This window comes from Streptomyces luomodiensis (genome assembly GCF_031679605.1).
In the GTDB taxonomy this organism is placed as follows: Bacteria; Actinomycetota; Actinomycetes; order Streptomycetales; family Streptomycetaceae; genus Streptomyces; species Streptomyces luomodiensis.
In genome coordinates this window covers 9,778,977-9,800,021 of the sequence record NZ_CP117522.1, presented here as the reverse complement: position 1 = coordinate 9,800,021, position 21,045 = coordinate 9,778,977, and the positions used below count along the sequence as shown (strand labels likewise).

General features: G+C 73.4%; 1 protein-coding gene (cut by a window edge). It reads right to left on the bottom strand.

What is annotated here, in order from left to right:
- Nucleotides 1-5: 5 nt before the first annotated feature.
- A protein-coding gene (locus PS467_RS40800) for an SDR family NAD(P)-dependent oxidoreductase (protein WP_311039560.1) crosses the window boundary here: on the bottom strand, nt 6-21,045 show its 3' portion. Its footprint extends 15,068 nt past the window's final position; 21,040 of the gene's 36,108 nt are visible here — the last part of the coding sequence; its start codon lies beyond the right edge, outside the window — the gene reads right to left on this strand; the stop codon is at nt 6-8.

Below are 21,045 nucleotides of genomic sequence, written 5' to 3'. Positions count from 1 at the left end.
GTCCCCTACTCCCCGCTTCCCTCGACGTCGCCCAGTGCCACCCGCACCAGTGCGTCCACGTCCATGTCCTCGAATTGATCCGCTTCGGCCTCCTCGGCCTCCGCCGTCCCGCCGTCGCCGGGCGGTTCCTCGCCGGTGAGTTTGCGGAGCGCGTCCAGGAGACCGGCGTTCTCCAGGGCGTCCAGCGGCAGTGCCGACAGGGCGCGGCGGAAGGCCGCCTCGTCGAACGGGTCCGTGCCGTCGGCCGGGGCGCCGTCCTGCTCGCCCTCCGGGAAGAGCAGCGAGAACAGCTCGTCGGCGAGCGCCGACGCGCTCGGGTGGTCGAAGACCACCGTCGCCGGGAGCGTCAGGCCGGACGCCCTGCCCAGCCGGTTGCGCAGCTCGACGCCCATCAGCGAGTCGAAGCCCAGCTCCTGGAAGCTGGTCTGCGGCTCGATGCCCGCGACGGTCGGGTGCCCCAGGACGGTGGCGATCTCCGACCGGACGAGCTCCCGCAGCCTGCGCCGACGCTCGGCCTCGGCGAAGGGGGCCAGCTGCTCCTTCCACAGCACCGTCGCGGCGCCGTGGCCCGTACGCCCGGCGGCGCGCGGTGCGGCCGGGACGAGCGAGCGGAGGACGGCGGGGAACAGGTCCGGTTCGGTGGCCGCCCGGCGGCGCAGCGCGGCCCGGTTCATGCGTACGGGGACGAGTACGGGGTCGGGTCCGCCGACGGCCGCGTCGAAGAGGGCCAGCCCCGCGGACTCGGGCAGTGCCTCCACCCCGTCGCGGCCCATGCGCGCGCGGTCGGCGTCGGCCAGTCCCCGTGTCAGGTCGCCGGCGGAGTCCCACAGGCCCCAGGCCAGCGAGGTCGCGGGCAGGCCGCGGGCGTGCCGGTGCTCGGCCAGCGCGTCGAGGTAGCGGTTGGCCGCCGCGTACGCCGCTTGGCCGGGGTTGCCGAGCACCCCGGCGACCGAGGAGAACAGCACGAACGCCGACAGGTCCTGGTCCGCGGTCAGCTCGTGCAGGTGCCGGGCCGCGTCCGCCTTCGGCGCCAGGACGCCCGCCAGCCGCTCCGGCGTCAGCCCCGTCACCACACCGTCGTCGAGCACACCGGCGGCGTGCACCACCGCCGAGAGGTCGCGCCCGGCCAGGACGGCGGCGAGCGCGTCACGGTGGGCCACGTCGACCGCCGCGAACTCCACCCGCGCCCCGGCCGCGCCGAGTTCGGCGGCCAGCTCCGCCGCGCCCGGCGCGCTCTCGCCGCGGCGCGAGACCAGCAGCAGCGACCGCACACCCCACGTGGCGACGAGGTGCCGCGCCAGCGCGCTGCCGAGCGCGCCCGTCGCCCCGGTCAGCAGGACCGTGCCGGTGCCGAACCGGGCATGCGTGCCGGTGCCGTCGGCCCGGCTGTCGCGGCCGGGTGCGGCGGGTACGAGCCGCGGCACCCACGCCGCGCCGCCGCGCACCGCCACCTGCGGCTCGCCCGTCGCGAGGGCGGTCGCCACCACGGCGTCCAGTCCGGCAGCGTCACCGGTGCCGGTGTCCGTGTCCGTGTCCGTGTCGACGAGCACGATCCGGCCCGGGTTCTCGTTCTGCGCGGACCCCACCAGGCCCCATACGGCGGCCATCGCCGGATCCACCGCCGTACCGCCGCCGTCCGGCCCGGCCGTCACCGCGCCCCGGGTCACCACCGCCAGCACTCCGCCGGCCGGGTCGGCCAGGTGCGTGCGCACCGCCTCCAGCGCCGACGCGGTGGCCAGGTGCGCGTCCGGTCCCGCCGGGCACACCGTCCGCACCGCCGGTGTCCCCTCCGGGGCGCTGGTCCCGGCGGCGATCCAGTCCACCCGGAAGAGCGAGCCCGCCGTCCCCGCCGCGCCCAGCTGCTCGCGCGACACCGTCCGCAGCGCCAGCGACTCCACCGACACCACGGGGGCGCCGGCCGGGTCGGTGGCCGTCAGCGCATAGGTGTCCGCGTCCCGGCGCGTGAGCCGGACCCGCAGCTCACGGGCGCCGGCCCGGTGCACCGTCACCCCGGACCACGCGAAGGGCACGCGCGCCGTCGGCGCCGCCCCGGCGGCGTCCTGGTCCCCGCCCTCCGCGGCCGCGATCGCGTGCAGGGCGGCGTCGAGCAGCGCGGGGTGGACGACGAACCGGTCCACGGCGAGATCCGGGTCGTCCGGCAGCGCGACCTCGGCGTGGACGGCGTCGTCGAGCCGCCACGCCTGACGGAGGGCGGCGAAGGCCGGGCCGTAGTGCAGCCCCGCCGCTTCGAGCCGCACGTACAGCTCGTCGGCGGGCACCGAGGGCTGCGCGCCCGACGGCGGCTCGGCGAGGCCGATCTCCCCGGGCGCCGACGCCGGCGCGTCGGTCAGGGTCCCGGTGGCGTGGCGTACCCACGCCCCCGCGTCGCCCACCGGCCGGGAGTGGATGTCCACCCGGTGGCCACGGGCCGGCTCCTCGGCCGGGACCACCCTGACCTGCACGTCGACACCGTCACCGAGCGGCAGCGGGGCCTCGATGGTCAGCTCGGCGAGCGTCGGGCAGTCCACGGCCGCGCCCGCGCGCAGGGCGAACTCCACCAGCGCGGTGCCCGGCAGGACAACGGAGCCCAGGACGTTGTGGTCGGCCAGCCACGGGTGCGTGGTGGGCGACAGCCGTCCCGTCAGCAGCCGGCCGCCGGTCCCCGCCAGCTCGACCACCGCGCCGAGCAGGGTGTGTTCGGTGGCGGCCAGGCCGGCCGCGGACACGTCCCCGGCCCGGCCGACGCTCCGGGACAGCCAGTACCGCTGCCGCTGGAAGGGGTAACGGGGCAGGTCGACCAGGCGTCCTCCCCAGGTGGCGAACAGGTCGCCCCAGGCCACGGTCACGCCCGCGACGTGCAGATGGGCCAGGGCGGTGGAGAAGGCGGCCAGGTCGTCGCGGCCGGCGCGCAGCACCGGCACGAACACCTGCCCGTCCAGGCCGTCGGCGTCCGGCGCGTCGAGGGTCTGCTGGGCCAGTGCGGCGAGCACCGCGTCGGGGCCCACCTCCACCCAGCGCGTGACCCCCTCGTCGCTCAGCGACCGCACCATGTCGGCGAACCGGACCGTGTCCCGTACGTGCCGCACCCAGTAGGCGGGGTCCGTGACCGCCTCCGGCAGCCCGGCCAGGGCGGGCGGGTGGAAGGTCAGCCCGTCCACGGCGGCGGCGAAGTCGTCGAGCATGGGGTCCATCAGCGGCGAGTGGAACGCGTGGCTGACCGACAGCCGCTTGACCCGTACCGCCGCTGCGCGCCAGCCGCGCTCCAGCTCGGCCACCGCAGCCTCGTCTCCCGCGACCACCACGGACGTGGGCGCGTTCACCGCCGCGACGGACACCCGGTCCGTCAGCCCCGTCAGGGCCTCCGCGACGGTGTCCTCGGGCAGCTCCACGGCCAGCATCGCGCCGCCTTCCGGCAGGGCCTGCATCAGCCGGCCTCGCGCCGCCACCAGGCGGCACGCGTCGGGGAGCGAGAGAACACCGGCGGCGTGGGCCGCGGCGATCTGGCCGACGGAGTGCCCGCAGACCGCGTGGGGCGTCACGCCCACCGACTCCAGCAGGCGGAACAGCGCCACCTCGACCGCGAACAGCGCCACCTGCGCCACCCCGGTGGCCGTGAGCGCCTCCTCGTCCCCGCCCTCCACGACCAGCTCCACCAGAGGCATGCCGGTCAGGGCGGCGATCTCGTCGAACGCGGCCTTGAACACCGGGAACGTCCGGTAGAGGCCGACCCCCATGCCGCAGCGCTGGCTGCCCTGGCCGGTGAACAGCAGGCCCACCCGGCCCGCGGCGGCGACGCCCCGCACCACCACGTCGTCGAGTACGACCGCGCGGTGCTCGAAAACCGAGCGGCGGGCGAGCGTGGTGCCCACGTCCACCGGTGACAGGCCGGTGGCCGCCTCCCGCACCGCGGCCACCGCGGCGTCCAGCGCCGCCGCCGACTTGGCCGACACCGGCCAGGGCAGCGCGGCCGGGGCCGCCGGCAGGTCCTCGGCCGGGACGGTCCGGGCCGGCTCCCCGGGCTGTTCGAGGATGATGTGCGCGTTGGTGCCGCTGATGCCGAACGACGACACCGCCGCCCGGCGCGGCCGACCCACCTCCGGCCACGCCCGCTCCTCCGTCAGCAGACTCACCGCACCCGCCGACCAATCCACATGCCGCGACGGCTCCCCCACATGCAGCGTGCGCGGCATCATGCCGTGGCGCATCGCCATCACCATCTTGATGATGCCGGCAACACCGGCCGCGGCCTGGGTGTGCCCGATGTTCGACTTCACCGAACCCAGCCACAGCGGCGCGTCGTCCGGCCGGTCCTGACCGTACGTCGCCAGCAGCGCCTGCGCCTCGATCGGATCACCCAACGTCGTACCCGTACCATGCGCCTCGACCAGGTCCACGTCCTTGGCGGTCAGCCGGGCGCCGGCCAGCGCCTGCCGGATCACCCGCTGCTGCGACGGACCATTCGGCGCCGTCAGACCATTCGACGCACCATCCTGGTTCACCGCCGAACCCCGCACCACCGCGAGCACCTGGTGGCCGTTGCGCCGCGCGTCCGACAACCGCTCCACCACCAGCAGACCCACACCCTCGGACCAGCCGGTGCCATCCGCATCGTCCGAGAACGACTTGCACCGGCCGTCCGCCGCCAGACCCCGCTGACGCGAGAACTCCACGAACGTCTGCGGAGTCGCCATCACCGTGACCCCACCGGCCAGCGCCAGATCACACTCACCGTTCCGCAGCGCCTGCGCCGCCAGATGGAGTGCCACCAGCGACGAGGAGCACGCCGTGTCCACCGTCACCGCCGGCCCCTCGAACCCGAAGGTGTACGAGAGCCGTCCCGAGGCCACGCTGCCCGCGCTGCCGGTCGACAGCATCCCCTCAAAACCTTCCGTGGCGCCCGGCGTCCACGCGCCGTAGTCGTGGTACATCAGCCCCGCGAACACGCCCGTGCGGCTGCCCCGCAGTTTCTCCGGGTCCAGGCCCGTGCGCTCCAGCGCCTCCCACGCGGTCTCCAGCAGCAACCGCTGCTGCGGATCCGTGGCGGTCGCCTCACGCGGACTGATCCCGAAGAACGCCGCGTCGAACTCCGCCGCGTCGTGCAGAAAACCGCCATGCCTGCTGTACGACTTCCCCACACTCTCCGGGTCCGGGTCATAGAGCCCCTCCACATCCCAGCCACGGTCCGAGGGAAACTCGGTAATCGCGTCCCCGCCCTCGACCACCAGCCGCCACAGATCCTCCGGCGAGGCCACACCACCCGGATACCGGCACGCCATACCCACGATCGCCACCGGCTCATCGAGCGTGGCGACCGGCGCGGCGGCGGCCGACGCGGCCCTCGGCTCCTCGGCCGCGTCGAGGAGCCGGCCGGTGAGGAAGTCGGCCAGCGCCGCCGGGTTGGGGTAGTCGAAGACCAGCGTCGCGGGCAACCGCAGCCCGGTCGCCGTGTTGAGCTTGTTGCGCAGCTCCACGGCGGTCAGCGAGTCGAACCCGAGCTTCTGGAAGTCCCGCCGCAGCTCGACCGCGTCGATGGACTCGTAGCCGAGCGCCCCGGCGATGTGGGTACGCACCAGGTCGAGCAGGACGCCGTGCGCCTCCTCCCGGCTCAGCCCGGCGAGCTGCTGCCGCAGGGCCCGGGTGGGGGTGTCGGCCGCGCCCGTGCCGCGCCGGGCAGTCGTCCTGAGCAGGTCGCGCAGGACCGGGGGCACCGGCCTCGTCACGTCCATCGCCGCCGTGTCGACCACCGTGTTGACGGTGGTCGGCCGCCCCGCGGCCAGGGCGCTGTCGAAGAGCCGCAGCGCCTGGTCGGTCGGGATCGGCGGCAGGCCGGTACGGACCAGCCGGTCGCGCTCGGCGTCCGTGAGGGTGTCGGCCATACCGCTGTGCCACAGCCCCCAGGCCATGCTCACGGCGGTCAGCCCGTGCGCCCGCCGGTGCTGGGCGAGCCCGTCCAGGAAGGCGTTGGCGGCCGCGTAGTTGGCCTGCCCCGCGTTGCCCACCGTGCCCGCGAGCGACGAGAACAGCACGAACGCGTCCAGGTCGCGGTCCGCGGTCAGCTCGTGCAGGTGCCAGGCGGCGTCGGCCTTGGGCCGCAGCACGGCGCCGAGTTCGGCCGGGCCGAGGTTGGCCAGGGTCGCGTCCGCCAGTACACCGGCGGCGTGCACCACGGCGGTGACGGGGTACCGCTTCAGCACCGCGGCGAGGTCGTCGCGGTCGGCGGCGTCACACGCCACGATGTCGGCGTGGGCCCCCAGTTCGGCGAGCTCCCGAACCAGGGACGCGGCCCCGGAGGCGTGCGGGCCCTGCCTGCTGAGCAGCACCAGGTGCCGTACGCCGTGCGAGGTCACCAGGTGGCGGGCGAGGATCCCGCCCAGGACGCCGGTGCCGCCGGTGACGAGGACCGCGCCGTCGGCGGCGAAGGTCGGCGCCCGGTCCGGCGCCGCCGCGGCGGCGGTGACCCGGGGCACGTACGACAGCCCGTCGCGGACCGCGAGCTGGGGCTCGCCGCTGCCGATCGCCGCCGACAGGGCCGCGTCCGCCCCGCCGTCGACGATCGTCACGCGGTCGGGGTGCTCGGTCTGGGCGACGCGCGCCATGCCCCACAACGCGGCGGCCGCCAGGTCGGTGACGTCCTCTCCGGCCACGGACACGGCGCCGGTAGTGGTGAGGACGAGCCGCGTGTCCGCCAGTTCGTCGAGCGCGAGGAAGGTCTGGAGCGTGTCGAGCGTGGCCGCGAGGGCGACGTGGGCGCCGGTGGCGGCGTCCTCGCCCTCCGCGCCGTCGCACCCCGCGACGACGACTTCCGGCGTGGGCAGGCCGTCGCCGAGCGCGGACACCAGCGCGCCGAGGTCCGCGTAGTGGGCGACGTCCGGCAAGGTGGCGTCCCCGAGCGTCACCCAGGTGTCCGTACGCTCCGGGGCGCGGGAAGCCGGTGCGAGCGCGGTCCAGGTGAGTTCGTACAGCCGGGCGCCGCGGCTCGCTTGCTGTGCCGGGCTCGCCTGACGGGTGACCAGCTCCGCGACGCTCGCCACGGGTGCGCCGTCGTCGTCCGTGAGCTCCAGGGAGAGGGTCTCGGGGGTGCGCGCCTCGAGCGCGACCCGCACCGAAGTGGCTCCGGTGGCGTGCAGGGTGACCCCGCTCCAGGAGAACGGCACGCGCAGCCGCGCCCCGTCGGCGTTCCCGAGTCCCTGGGCTCCGAACAGGTGCAGGACGGCGTCGAGCAGGCCGGGGTGGACGCGGAACGCGCCGGCGTCGGTCTGCTCGGGCAGCGCGGCCTCGCCGTAGAGGGTGCTGCCGTCGCGCCAGGCGCGCCGCAGGCCGTGGAAGACCGGCCCGTACTCCAGGCCCACCCCTTCGAGGAGCCGGTACACCTCGTCGGTGTCGACCGGCTCGGCGCCGGCGGGCGGCCACTGGCCCGCGGGTGCGGCGGGCAGGCGGTGCCCGGTGGCCGGCTCCTGGCCGAGCGTGCCGCTGCCGTGCACGGTCCAGTCCGTTCCCGGCGCGGCGTCGCGCGGCCGGGAGCGGACGGTCACCGTACGCCGGCCGTCGCCGTCGGCGGCGCCCACGCTTACCTGGACCCGCGCCTCCGCCGAGCCGGTGCCCGGCGCTCCGGCCTCGTCGAGGACCAGGAACTCCTGGTGGGTGAAGTCGCTCAGGTGCGGGCACCCGACCATCTCGCCGATGTGCAGGGCCAGGTCCACGAAGGTGGTCCCGGACAGCACGACCGTGCCGTCGATGCGGTGGTCGTCCAGCCACGGGTGGGTGGACACGGAGACGCGGCCGGTGGCGAGGTGTCCGCCGTCGGGCAGCTCCACGACCGCGTTCAGGATGGCGTGCGCGGTGGTGTCCTGGCCCAGGCTCGTGGCGTCACCCGCCCGCGCGCCCGCCGCGCGCCAGTAGCGCCGGTGCTCGAACGGGTAGGTGGGCAGGTCGACACGGTCCGCGTCGGGGAACAGCCCGTCCCAGGTGATGGCCGTGCCGTGGACGTACAGGGCGGCCAGGGCGGTGAGCAGGGACTCGTACTCGCCGGACCGGCGGCGCTGCGCGCTGACGGCGAGGTGGGGCCGGTCGGCGAGGACGCCGCCGACGAGCGCGGTCAGCGTGGCGTCGGGCCCGGCCTCGACGTACGTGCCGCAGCCTTGCCCGGCCAGCCAGGCGACGCCGTCGGCGAACCGCACCGCGTGGCGGATGTGCCCGGCCCAGTAGTCCGGCGAGGTCAGCTGCTCGTCGGTGGCGAGCCGGCCGGTCACGTTGGAGACGATCGGGACGGCCGGGCGGTGGTAGGTCAAGGTCGCCGCGATGTCGCGGAACGCGCCGACGACGGCGTCCATGTGCGGTGAGTGGAAGGCGTGCCCGACACCGAGCCGCCGGGTCCTGCGGCCCTGCGCGGCGAACCGCTCGGCAACCGCGTCCACGGTGGCCATGTCGCCCGAGACCACCACGGCGTCGGGGCCGTTGACCGCCGCGATGTCCACGCGGTCCGCGAGACCGTCGATGGCCCGGCGGACCTCGTCCTCGGTCGCCTGGACCGACGTCATGGCGCCGTCGGCCGCCACCGCCTGCATGAGGCGGCCGCGCGCGGTGACCAGCACGGCGGCGTCCGCCAGGTTCAGCACCCCGCCGACGTGGGCGGCGACGAGTTCGCCGAGGGAGTGCCCGGCGAGGTAGTCGGGGGTCAGGCCGTGGTGCTGGAGGAGGCGGTACAGCGCGACCTCCACGGCGAACAGCGCCGGCTGCGCGTAGCGCGTCTGACCGAGCGTCTCCTCGTTCTCCAGCACCTCGGCGACGGACTCGTCCAGATGCCGGTCGAGGTGGTGGCACACCTCGTCGAAGGCGGCGGCGAAGACGGGATGGGCGGCGTACAGCTCCCGGCCCATGCCGATCCGCTGGCTGCCCTGGCCGGTGAAGAGCACCGCCGTCTTCGCGGCGCCGAGCGCGTCGGCCGTACCGGTCAGCACGCCGTCGTCCGGCTGGCCCGTGGCGAACGCGGCCAGGCGGCGCAGCAGTTCGTCCCGGTCCCGGCCGAGGACGACCGCCCGGTGCTCCAGGGCCGCCCGGCCGGTGGCCAGGGAGCGGCCCACGTCCACGGGGCGCGCGTCGCCGGTGGCCACCGCTCCGGCCAGCCGCCGCGCCTGCTCCGCGAGCGCGGCCGGGGTCCGCGCCGACACCACCCACGGCACCAGGACCTCACCCTGATGCCGCGGGTCAGCGCTCGGCTCCCGCACGGGGCGGTCGTCGGCAGGGCCCTGTTCGAGGATGACGTGGGCGTTGGTGCCGCTGATGCCGAACGACGACACCGCGGCCCGGCGCGGATGTCCGGCCTCCGGCCACGGCTGCTCCTCGGTCAGCAGGCTCACCGTGCCGGCCGACCAGTCGATGTGCTGGGACGGCTCGTCGACGTGCAGGGTGCGCGGCATGGCGCCGTGCCGCATGGCCAGCACCATCTTGATGACGCCGGCGACACCGGCGGCGGCCTGGGTGTGCCCGATGTTGGACTTGACCGAGCCCAGCCACAGCGGTGCACCCTCGGGGCGCTCCTGGCCGTACGTGGCCATCAGCGCCTGCGCCTCGATCGGGTCGCCGAGCTTCGTGCCCGTGCCGTGCGCCTCCACCACGTCGATGTCGGCGGGGCTCAGCCGGGCGTTGGCCAGCGCCTTGCGGATCACACGTTGCTGGGACGGTCCGTTGGGCGCCGTCAGGCCGTTGGAGGCACCGTCCTGGTTGACGGCGCTTCCGCGGACCACCGCGAGCACGGTGTGGCCGTTGCGCCGCGCCTCCGAGAGCCGTTCCACGACCAGCAGGCCCACGCCCTCGGCGCCGCCCATGCCGTCGGCGGCGTCCGAGAACGGCTTGGAGCGGCCGTCGGCCGCGAGCCCGCGCTGCCGGGAGAAGTCCACGAAGAAGCTGGGCGAGGAGAAAACGGTGACACCGCCGGTGAGCGCCATCGAGCACTCGCCGTTGCGCAGCGCCTGCACCGCCAGGTGCAGCGCGACCAGTGACGAGGAGCACGCCGTGTCCACCGTGACCGCCGGGCCTTCGAGGCCGAGGGTGTAGGCGATACGGCCGGAGGCGACGCTGGTCGTGGTGCCGGTCAGCAGGTGCCCGTCGAGCCCGTCGGAGCTCTCGGCCAGGCGCGGCCCGTACTCCTGGGCGATGGCACCGACGAACACGCCGACACCGCTGCCGCGCAGGGAGGTGGGGTCGATGCCCGCGCTCTCCAGGGCCTCCCAGGAGGTCTCCAGCAGCAGCCGCTGCTGCGGGTCCATCGCGGTGGCCTCACGCGGGCTGATGCCGAAGAAGTCGGCGTCGAACCCGCTCACGTCGGCCAGGAACCCGCCGCCGCGCGCGTAGGCGGTGCCGTAGTGGTCGGGGTCCGGGTCGTACAGGCTCTCCAGGTCCCAGCCGCGGTCCGTGGGGTACCCGCCGATCGCGTCCCCGCCGCCGGACACCAGGTGCCACAGCTCTTCGGGGCCGGCCACCCCGCCCGGGAAGCGGCAGGCCATGCCCACGATCGCGATCGCGTCGTCGTCGGCGGCGGTCGGGGCGGGGGCCAGGTCCCGTACGGCCGTCCCGGCCGCCTGGGCCGTCTCGTCCCCCATCTCGTCCCCGACGAGTTCGGCCTGCAGGTGGCTCACCAGCGTGGTCGGCGTGGGGTAGTCGAAGACCAGCGTGGCGGGCAGCCGCAGGCCACTGGCGGCGTTGAGCCGGTTGCGCAGCTCGACGCCGGTGAGCGAGTCGAAGCCCAGCTCCCGGAAGGCCCGGTCGGCGGGGATGTCCGCCGGGGTGGCGTGGCCGAGGACCGCGGCGACCTCGGTCTGGACGAGCCGGAGCAGGATGTGGTGCCGCTCGGTCCCGGTGGCGGCGGCGAGCCGTTCGAGCAGGGGCTGCCGGCCGGCTGCCGTCTGGGTGGCGCGCCGCGGCGCCGTGCGGGCCAGCTGCCGCAGGAGCGCGGGCACTTCCTGGTGGCCGCCGATCGCGCCGAGGTCCAGCCGGACGGGCACGAGGACGGGCCTCTGGGCGCCCAGCGCGATGCCGAACAGGTCCAGACCGTGTTCGGTCTCGATCGGCAGGACGCCCGTACGGGCCATCCGGTCGCGGTCGGTGGCGTCCAGGTCACCGGTCATCGCGCTGCTCTGCGCCCACAGGCCCCACGCCAGCGACACGGCGGGAAGACCGGCGGCGTGGCGCTGGGTGGCGAAGGCGTCGAGGTAGGCGTTGGCCGCCGCGTAGTTGGCCTGGCCCGGCGTGTTGAAGGTACCGGCGGCGGAAGAGAACAGGACGAAGGCGGCGAGGTCCGCGTCCGCCGTCAGCTCGTGCAGGTTGACGACCGCGTCCGCCTTCGGGCGCAGCACCGTGTCCAGCCGCTCCTGCGTCAGCGAGCCGACGACACCGTCGTCGAGCACACCGGCCGTGTGGACCACGCCGGTGAGCGGATGCGCGGCCGGGACCTCCGCCAGCACCTCCGCCAGCGCGTCACGGTCGGCCACGTCGCAGGCCGCCACCCGCACCGTCGCGCCCAGCTCCGTCAGCCTCCCGACAACGGCCGCATCCACGCCGCGCCGACTGACCAGCAGCAGGTGCCGGACGCCGTGCCCGGTGACCAGCCGCTCGGCCACCAGCCCGCCCAGGGTGCCACTCGCCCCGGTGACCAGAACGGTACCCCGCGAGTCCAGCTCCCGCGGGATCGTCAGCACCACCTTGCCGACGTGCCGCGCCTGGCTGATGAACCGGAACGCCTCCGCGGCCTCCCGGACATCCCACGCCCGTACCGGCAACCGGCCCAGCTCACCCCGGTCGAACCACTCCACCAGCTGGGCGAACATGTCGTGGATGTGGTCGTTCCCGGCGTCGAACAGGTCGAAGGCCTGGTACGACACCGGCATGGTCGCCGCGTCGCGGATATCGGTCTTGCCCATCTCCACGAACCGGCCACCCTCGGCCAGCAACCCCACCGACGCGTCCACGAACTCCCCCGCCAGGGAATTGAGCACCACATCGATACCCACGGGAAACTTCTCAGCGAACTCCAACGTCCGCGACGACGCAATATGCGCATCATCCAGACCCAACCCCCGCAACACATCCCACTTACCAGGACTCGCCGTGGCATACACCTCCGCCCCCAAATACCGCGCCAGCTGCACCGCCGCCATACCCACACCACCAGCACCCGCATGAACCAGCACCGACTCACCCGCCCGCAGACCAGCCAGATCCACCAGCCCGTACACCGCGGTCAAGAACACCGTCGGCACCGCCGCCGCCTCCGCGAACGACCACCCCCGCGGAACCCGCACCACAAGACGATGATCAGTCACCGCCACCGGACCCAGCCCACCACGCGGGAACAGACCCATCACCCGGTCCCCGACACCCACCCCCACCACGTTCGAACCGACAGCCAGCACCACACCCGCACCCTCGTTACCCAGCGCACCCGCATCCCCCGGATACATGCCCAACGCATTGAGAACATCACGGAAGTTCACACCGCCCGCACGCATCGCCACCCGCACATCCCCGGGCGCCAACTCCTCCGCCACATACGGAGCAGGCACCAGCGCCAGACTCTCCAGCGTCCCGCGCGCACCCACCTCCAAACGCCACGGCACACCCACAGGCGGCACCAGACCAGACGCGGCGGACCGCACCAGACGCGGCACGAGGAACCGGTCCCCACGCACCGCCACCTGCGGCTCACCACACCCCACCACCGCGGGCACAACATCCGCCACGCCACCCGCGTCCACATCCGCGTCCACATCCACGATCAGCAGCCGGCCAGGGTGCTCCGCCTGCGCCGAACGCACCAGACCCCACACCGCCGCCGTCACCGGATCGGGCTCCTCGGCGATCGAGCCGCGGGTGACCACGAGGAGGCGCGAGTCGGCGAGGGCCGGCGCGTCCGCCCATTGCTGGATCAGCCGCAGCACCGCGCCGAGGCGCGCGTGCACCTCACCACCGGGCTCGACCGGGGCGACCACCACGCCGTCGGGCCGTACGCCGCTGTCGATCAGCTCGGCGAGGCCGGCGCAGTCGGTGTCCAGCGTCACGATGTCCGTCGCGGCCACCTGCGGTGCCGGCACCGGCGTCCACCGCAGCTCGAACAACGCGTCGTCGCGCGCGGGGACCGCAGGAGCCAGCCGCTCCGTGGAGATGGGTTGCAGCCGCAGCACGTCCACCGACACGACAGGCAGACCGGTGGTGTCGTACGCCACCAGACGCACCGTGTCACCGGCTTCCCGCGACAGGCGCACACGCAGCGCGGAGGCGCCGACCGCGTGCAGCCGTACCCCGGTCCACGCGAACGGCACCCGCAGCCCGGGGTTCTCGCCGTTCTCGTCGTCGGCGGTGTTCGCGGTCTCGAGCAGCAAGGCGTGCAGAGCGGCGTCCAGCAGCGCCGGGTGGATACCGAAGCCCTCCGCGCCGTCCGGCAGGGCGAGCTCGGCGAACACCTCGTTCCCCTGCTGCCAGGCCGCCGTGAGGCCCTGGAACGCCGGCCCGTAGCCGTAACCCCGGTCGGCCAGCCGCTCGTAGAGCCCGTCCACCGGCACCGGCTGCGCGTCGGCAGGTGGCCACACCTCCAGGGCCTCGGCCGATGGCGCGGCGGCCGCGGCCAGAACGCCGGTCGCGTTCCGGTCCCATGTGCCGTCTCCGCCCTGGGGGCGGGAGTGGACGACGACGGTACGGCGCCCGGTCTCGTCCGGCGCCTCCACGGTCACCTGCACCGCCACCGAGCGGTCCCCGGACAGCACCAGCGGCTGCTCCAGGGTCAGTTCCTCCAACAGCCCGCAGCCGACCTCGTCACCGGCGCGCAACGCCAACTCCACGAAGGCCGTACCCGGCAGCAGAACCGACCCACCGATCACATGATCCGCCAGCCACGGATGCGTGTGCGACGACAACCGCCCGGTCAGCACCACACCGTCCTGCGACGCCGGCACCACCACCGCGCCGAGCAGCGGATGACCGGCCGACTCCAGCCCCAGCCCGGCCGCATCGGCCGTCCCGCGACCCGCGTCAAGCCAGTACCGCTGGTGCTCGAAGGCGTACGTGGGCAGCTCGACCCGCCGCGCACCCGTGCCCTCGAACCACACGGACCAGTCGACATCCGCGCCGTACACATACGCCTGCGCCAGGCTCGTCAGCAACCGCTCCTGATCGTCCTGGTCCCGGCGCAGCGTTCCCAGGGCAACCACGGGCGCGTCCACGGCCTCGGCGGTCTGCTCCACCGCGCCGGTCAGTACCGGATGCGGACTGACCTCGATGAACAGCCCGTGGCCCGCGTCCAGCAACGCCCGAACCGCGGCCTCGAAACGCACCGGCTCCCGAAGATTCCGCCGCCAGTAGTCGGCGTCCATCGTGACGGTGTCCAGCAACTCGCCGGTCACCGTCGAATACAACGGCACCTCCGACACACGCGGAGACAACCCAGCAACCGCCGCCGCCAACTCCTCACCAACGGCATCCATCTGGCTGGTGTGGAAAGCGAACGCGTCACTGACCTGCCGGACACGGATACCGTCCCGCTCACACGCCTCGGCGAACCCGGCCACCTCCGCCGGGTCCCCCCCGACCACCACCGACCCGGGCCCGTTCACCGCCGCGATCTCCAACCCACCCGACAACCGCTCCCCCACCCGCTCCGCCGACAACGCCACCGACACCATCGCCCCCGCACCCCGCGCACCCACCAGCAACCGGCCCCGCGCCGCGATCAGCCCGGCCGCGTCGGACAGCGACAGCGCACCAGCCACACACGCCGCCGCGATCTCACCCCGCGAATGCCCCACCACAGCCGACGGACGCACCCCATAGGACTCCCACACCGCCGCCAACGACACCATCACCGCAAACAGCACCGGCTGACCCACATCCACCCGGTCCGGCGACGGGGCACCCTCCTCACCCCGCACCACCGCCAACAACGACCAGTCCACATACGGCTCCAAAGCCGCCGCACACTCCGCCATCCGACCCGCGAACACCGGCGAACCCTCCAGCAAACCCCGGGCCATACCCACCCACTGCGCACCCTCACCCGAGAACACAAACACCGGACTCTTGCCAGCCTCCGCCACGGCCCGGATCACACCAGGTGCCGCCGTGTCGTGGGCGACGGACTCCACTCCGGCGAGCAACGCGTCGCGATCCCGCCCGACCACGACCGCGCGATGCTCGAACGACGCCCTGCCCGTGGCCAGCGAGAAGCCCACATCCACCGGCCGCGGACCCGGCGCCACGTCCGCCAGCCGCCGCGCCTGTCCCATGAGGCCCGACTCGGTCTTCGCCGATACCACCCATGGCACCAGGACGTCACCGGTCGGCTCCACCGGCTCGGCCGCGTTCTCGGCCGGGCCCTGCTCCAGCACGACGTGGGCGTTGGTGCCGCTGATACCGAACGACGACACCGCCGCCCGGCGCGGCCGGTCCGCCTCGGGCCAGGCCCGCTCCTCCGTCAGCAGGCTCACCGCGCCCGCCGACCAGTCCACGTGGTGCGACGGCTCCCCCACGTGCAGCGTGCGCGGCATCATGCCGTGGCGCATCGCCATCACCATCTTGATGATGCCGGCAACACCGGCGGCGGCCTGGGTGTGCCCGATGTTCGACTTGACCGAGCCCAGCCACAGCGGCCGGTCCTCGGGCCGGTCCTGACCGTACGTCGCCAGCAGCGCCTGCGCCTCGATCGGGTCACCCAACGTCGTCCCCGTGCCGTGCGCCTCTACCAGGTCCACCTCGGCCGGGGACAACCGGGCGCCGGCCAGCGCCTGCCGGATCACCCGCTGCTGCGACGGACCGTTCGGCGCCGTCAGACCATTCGACGCGCCGTCCTGGTTGACCGCACTGCCGCGCACCACCGCGAGCACCTGGTGGCCGTTGCGCCGCGCATCCGACAACCGCTCCACCACCAGCAGACCCACACCCTCGGACCACCCCGTACCATCCGCGTCATCCGAGAACGACTTGCACCGGCCATCCGCCGCCAGACCCCGCTGACGCGAGAACTCCACGAACGTCTGCGGAGTCGCCATCACCGTCGCCCCGCCCGCCAGCGCCAGATCACACTCACCGTTGCGCAGCGCCTGGGCGGCCAGGTGCAGGGCCACCAGGGACGAGGAGCACGCCGTGTCCACCGTCACCGCCGGCCCCTCGAACCCGAAGGTGTACGCCACCCGCCCCGAGGCCACACTGCCCGCGCTGCCGGTCGACAGCATTCCCTCCAAGCCCTCGGGCGCGCGGTCCAGCCGCGCGGCGTAGTCGCCGTACATCACTCCGGCGAACACGCCCGTGCGGCTGCCTCGCAGTTTCTCCGGGTCCAGGCCCGTGCGCTCCAGCGCCTCCCACGCGGTCTCCAGCAGCAACCGCTGCTGCGGATCCGTGGCGGTCGCCTCACGCGGGCTGATCCCGAAGAACGCCGCGTCGAACTCCGCCGCGTCGTGCAGGAAACCGCCATGCCTGCTGTAGGACTTCCCCACACTCTCCGGGTCCGGGTCATAGAGCCCCTCCACATCCCAGCCACGGTCCGAGGGAAACTCGGTGATCGCGTCCCGGCCCTCGACCACCAGCCGCCACAGATCCTCCGGCGAGGCCACACCACCCGGATACCGGCACGCCATACCCACGATCGCCACCGGCTCATCGACCGTGGCGACCGGCGCGGCAGCGGCCGACGCGGTGGCGGCCTCGGTGCCGAGGACGTCCCGCAGCAGGTAGTCGGCCAGCGCCTGCGGCGTCGGGTAGTCGAAGACGAGGGTGGCGGGCATCCGCACCCCGGTCGCGTTCTGCAACCGCTGGCGCAACTCCAGCGCGGTGAGCGAGTCGAAGCCCATCGCCTGGAACGCGCGTGAGGTGTCGATCGTGCCGGGCGACGCGTGCCCCAGCACCACCGCCACCTCAGCGCCGACCAGGTCGACGAGGAAGCGCTCGCGGTCGGACTCGGGCATGGCCAGCAGCCGCTGTACGAGGACGGACGACTCCTGGCCCCGTGCGGCCGTACGCCGAGTGGCCCGCACCAGTCCGCGGAGTACGGCGGGCAGGTCGTCCTGTGCGGCACGCTCCCGCAGCGCGGCCATGTCCAAACGCGCCGGCACCACACACGCCCGGCCCAGCTCCATCGCCGCGTCGAACAGACCCAAAGCCTCCGCATCCGGCATGGGAACAATCCCCATCCGCGACACACGCTCCAGATCCCGCTCCCCCAAGCCGCCACCCATACCACCCCCAGCAGCCCACAGACCCCACGCCAACGACGTCCCCACAAGCCCCTCCGAACGCCGCACCGCCACCAACGCGTCCATGAACGCATTGGCCGCCGCATAAGCGGCCTGCCCCGCCGTACCCACCACACCAGCGATCGACGAGAACACCACGAACGCCGACAGATCCAGCCCACGCGTCAGCTCATCCAGCACCAACGCCCCATCCACCTTGGGACGCAACACCCCGGCCAACCGCTCACCCGACAACCCCACCAGCACACCGTCATCAAGCACACCCGCCGCATGCACCACTCCCCGCAACGGATACTCCTCCGGCACCCCCGCCAGCACCTCCGCCATACCCTCACGATCCGCCACATCACACGACACGAACGACACATCCTCAGCACCGGCGGCCACCAACTCGGCCACCAGCCCCTCCGCCCCGGTATCACTGCGGCTCACCAACACCAAACGCCGCACCCCCTGCTCCACCACCAAATGCCGCGCCACCACACCAGCCAACGCACCACTGGCACCCGTCACCAACACCGTCCCCACCGCATCCCACACCGGCCCGGCCACACCCGCCGCACCCGACACCCCACCCAGCCGCAGCAGACGGGGCACCAACGCACCCTCACCCCGCACCGCCACCTGCGGCTCGCCACACCCCAACGCCACCGACACCGCACCCCTCAACGAGCCGACGGCAAAGTCGCCCTCCACGTCCACCAGCACCACACGCCCCGGGTACTCCGCCTGCGCGGACCGCACCAGACCCCACACCGCGGCCGTCGCCGGATCCGGCACCTCCGCCATCCCACCACGCGTCACCACCACCAACCGCGCACCAGCCAACCCCGGCTCAGCCAAGAACCCCCGCACCACCTCCAGCACACCAACCACCTCAGCACCCGCCACACCACCAGGCTCCACCACCGACACCACCACACCCGGAACCTCACCACGCCCGGCCAGCCCCGCAACGTCAGCGCAGTCCACCCCCAGCACCACCGACTCGACCGGCACCACCGAACCCACCGGCACCGACACCCACCGCACCTCGAACAGCGAGTCGTCGCCGAGGGTGGCCGCGGCGGACAGCGCCTCTGGCGACATGGGCTGGGTACGCAGCTCGTCCACCGAGATGACCGGCAGGCCGTCGGCGTCGGCGGCGACCAAACGCAGCGCACCCTCGTCACCGGACGAAAGACGTACGCGCAGCGTCGAGGCGGCGACCGCGTGCAGCCGCACCCCGGCCCATGTGAACGGCACCCGCAGCTCGTCGCAATCGAGCAGCGACGCGTGCAGCGCCGCGTCCAGCAGCGCCGGATGCACACCAAAACCATCGGCCTCGGCCGGCAGGACCACCTCGGCGAACAGGTCGCCGCCCGCCCGCCACACCGACTCCAGACCCCGGAAGACCGGCCCGTAGCCATAACCCCGCCCGGCCAGCTCCTCGTAGAAACCTTCCAGCGACACCGCCTCCGCACCCGCGGGCGGCCACTGCGTCAGTTCGAAGTCCGGCTCGGTACGGTCACCGGCGACCAAGGTACCGCCGGCGTGCTGCACCCACTCGGCGGGCGACTGCTCGTTTTCGACCCGGGAGTAGACGCCGACGGGCCGCCGCCCATCGGCCATCTCCCCGACCACCACCTGCACCTGGACCGCCCCAGCCGCCGGGAACACCAGCGGGGCGTACAGCGCCAGCTCCTCCACCGCGTCGCAGCCGACCTCGTCACCGGCGCGCAGCGCCAGCTCCACGAAGGCCGTACCCGGCAGCAGAACCGACTCGCCGATGGTGTGGTCGGCCAGCCACGCGTGTGTGTGCGGCGACAGCCGCCCGGTGAGGACGACCGCGGCGTCCGCCTCGGCCACGCTGACCGCCGCACCCAGCAGGGAGTGCCTGGCCGTGCCCAGACCTGCGGACACGACATCCGCGGCCTGTGTGGAGGCCTCCAGCCAGTACCGCTTGTGCTGGAAGGCGTACGTGGGCAACTCCACGTGACGCGCACCGGTGCCCTCGAACCACACGGACCAGTCGACATCCGCGCCGTGCACGTACGCCTGCGCCAGACTCGCCAGCAACCGCTCCTGATCGTCCTCACCCCGCCGCAGCGTGCCCAAAGCCACGGCGGAAGTCTCTTGCTGTTCGGCGGTCTGCTCCACCGCGCCGGTCAGCACCGGATGCGGACTGACCTCGATGAACAGCCCGTGGCCCCCGTCCAGCAACGCCCGAACAGCGGCCTCGAAACGCACCGGCTCCCGAAGATTCCGCCGCCAGTAGTCGGCGTCCATCGTGGCCGTGTCCAGCAACTCGCCGGTCACCGTCGAATACAACGGCACCTCGGACGCACGCGGAGACAACCCAGCGACCGCCGCCGCCAGTTCCTCACCAATGGCATCCATCTGGCTGGTGTGGAAAGCGAACGCGTCACTGACCTGCCGGACACGGATACCGTCCCGCTCACACGCCTCGGCGAACCCGGCCACCTCCGCCGGGTCTCCCGCGACCACCACGGACGCGGGCCCGTTCACCGCCGCGATCTCCAACCCACCCGACAACCGCTCCCCCACCCGCTCCGCCGACAACGCCACCGACACCATCGCGCCCGCACCCCGCGCCCCCACCAGCAACCGGCCCCGCGCCGCGATCAGCCCGGCCGCGTCGGACAGAGACAGCGCACCGGCCACACACGCCGCCGCGATCTCACCCCGCGAATGCCCCACCACAGCCGACGGACGCACCCCATAGGACTCCCACACCGCCGCCAACGACACCATCACCGCAAACAACACCGGCTGACCCACATCCACCCGATCCAGACACGGAGCACCCTCCTCACCCCGCACCACCGCCAACAACGACCAGTCCACATACGGCTCCAAAGCCACCGCACACTCCGCCATCCGACCCGCGAACACCGGCGAACCCTCCAGCAAACCCCGGGCCATACCCACCCACTGCGCACCCTCACCCGAGAACACAAACACCGGACCACCGGACACACCCGTCCCCCGGACCACACCCGCAGCCGACCGCTCCCCGGCCACCGCCACCAAGCCCTCCACCAACCTCTCCCGGTCCCGGCCCAGCACCACCACACGATGCTCAAACGACGCCCTGCCCGTGGCCAGCGAGAAACCCACATCCACCGGCCGCAGACCCGACGCCACGTCCACCAGCCGCCCCGCCTGCTCCCCCAACGCCGACACCGACTTCGCCGACACCACCCACGGCACCAAACCATCCCCGACAGGCTCCAGCGCGGGCCGGACCTCCGCGGGAGCCTGCTCCAGCACCACATGTGCATTGGTGCCGCTGATACCGAACGACGACACCGCCGCCCGGCGCGGCCGGTCCACCTCCGGCCACGCCCGCTCCTCCGTCAGCAGACTCACCGCACCCGCCGACCAGTCCACATGCCGCGACGGCTCCCCCACATGCAACGTGCGCGGCATCCTGCCGTGGCGCATCGCCATCACCATCTTGATGATGCCGGCGACCCCAGCCGCCGCCTGCGCATGCCCGATATTCGACTTCACCGAACCCAGCCACAACGGCCGGTCCTCCGGCCGGCCCTGACCGTACGTCGCCAGCAGCGCCTGCGCCTCGATCGGATCACCCAACGTCGTACCCGTACCATGCGCCTCCACCACATCCACATCACCGGGACCCAGCCGCCCACTGGCCAGCGCCTGCCGGATCACCCGCTGCTGCGACGGACCATTCGGCGCCGTCAGACCATTCGACGCACCATCCTGGTTCACCGCCGAACCCCGCACCACCGCCAACACCTGGTGACCGTTGCGCCGCGCGTCCGACAACCGCTCCACCACCAGC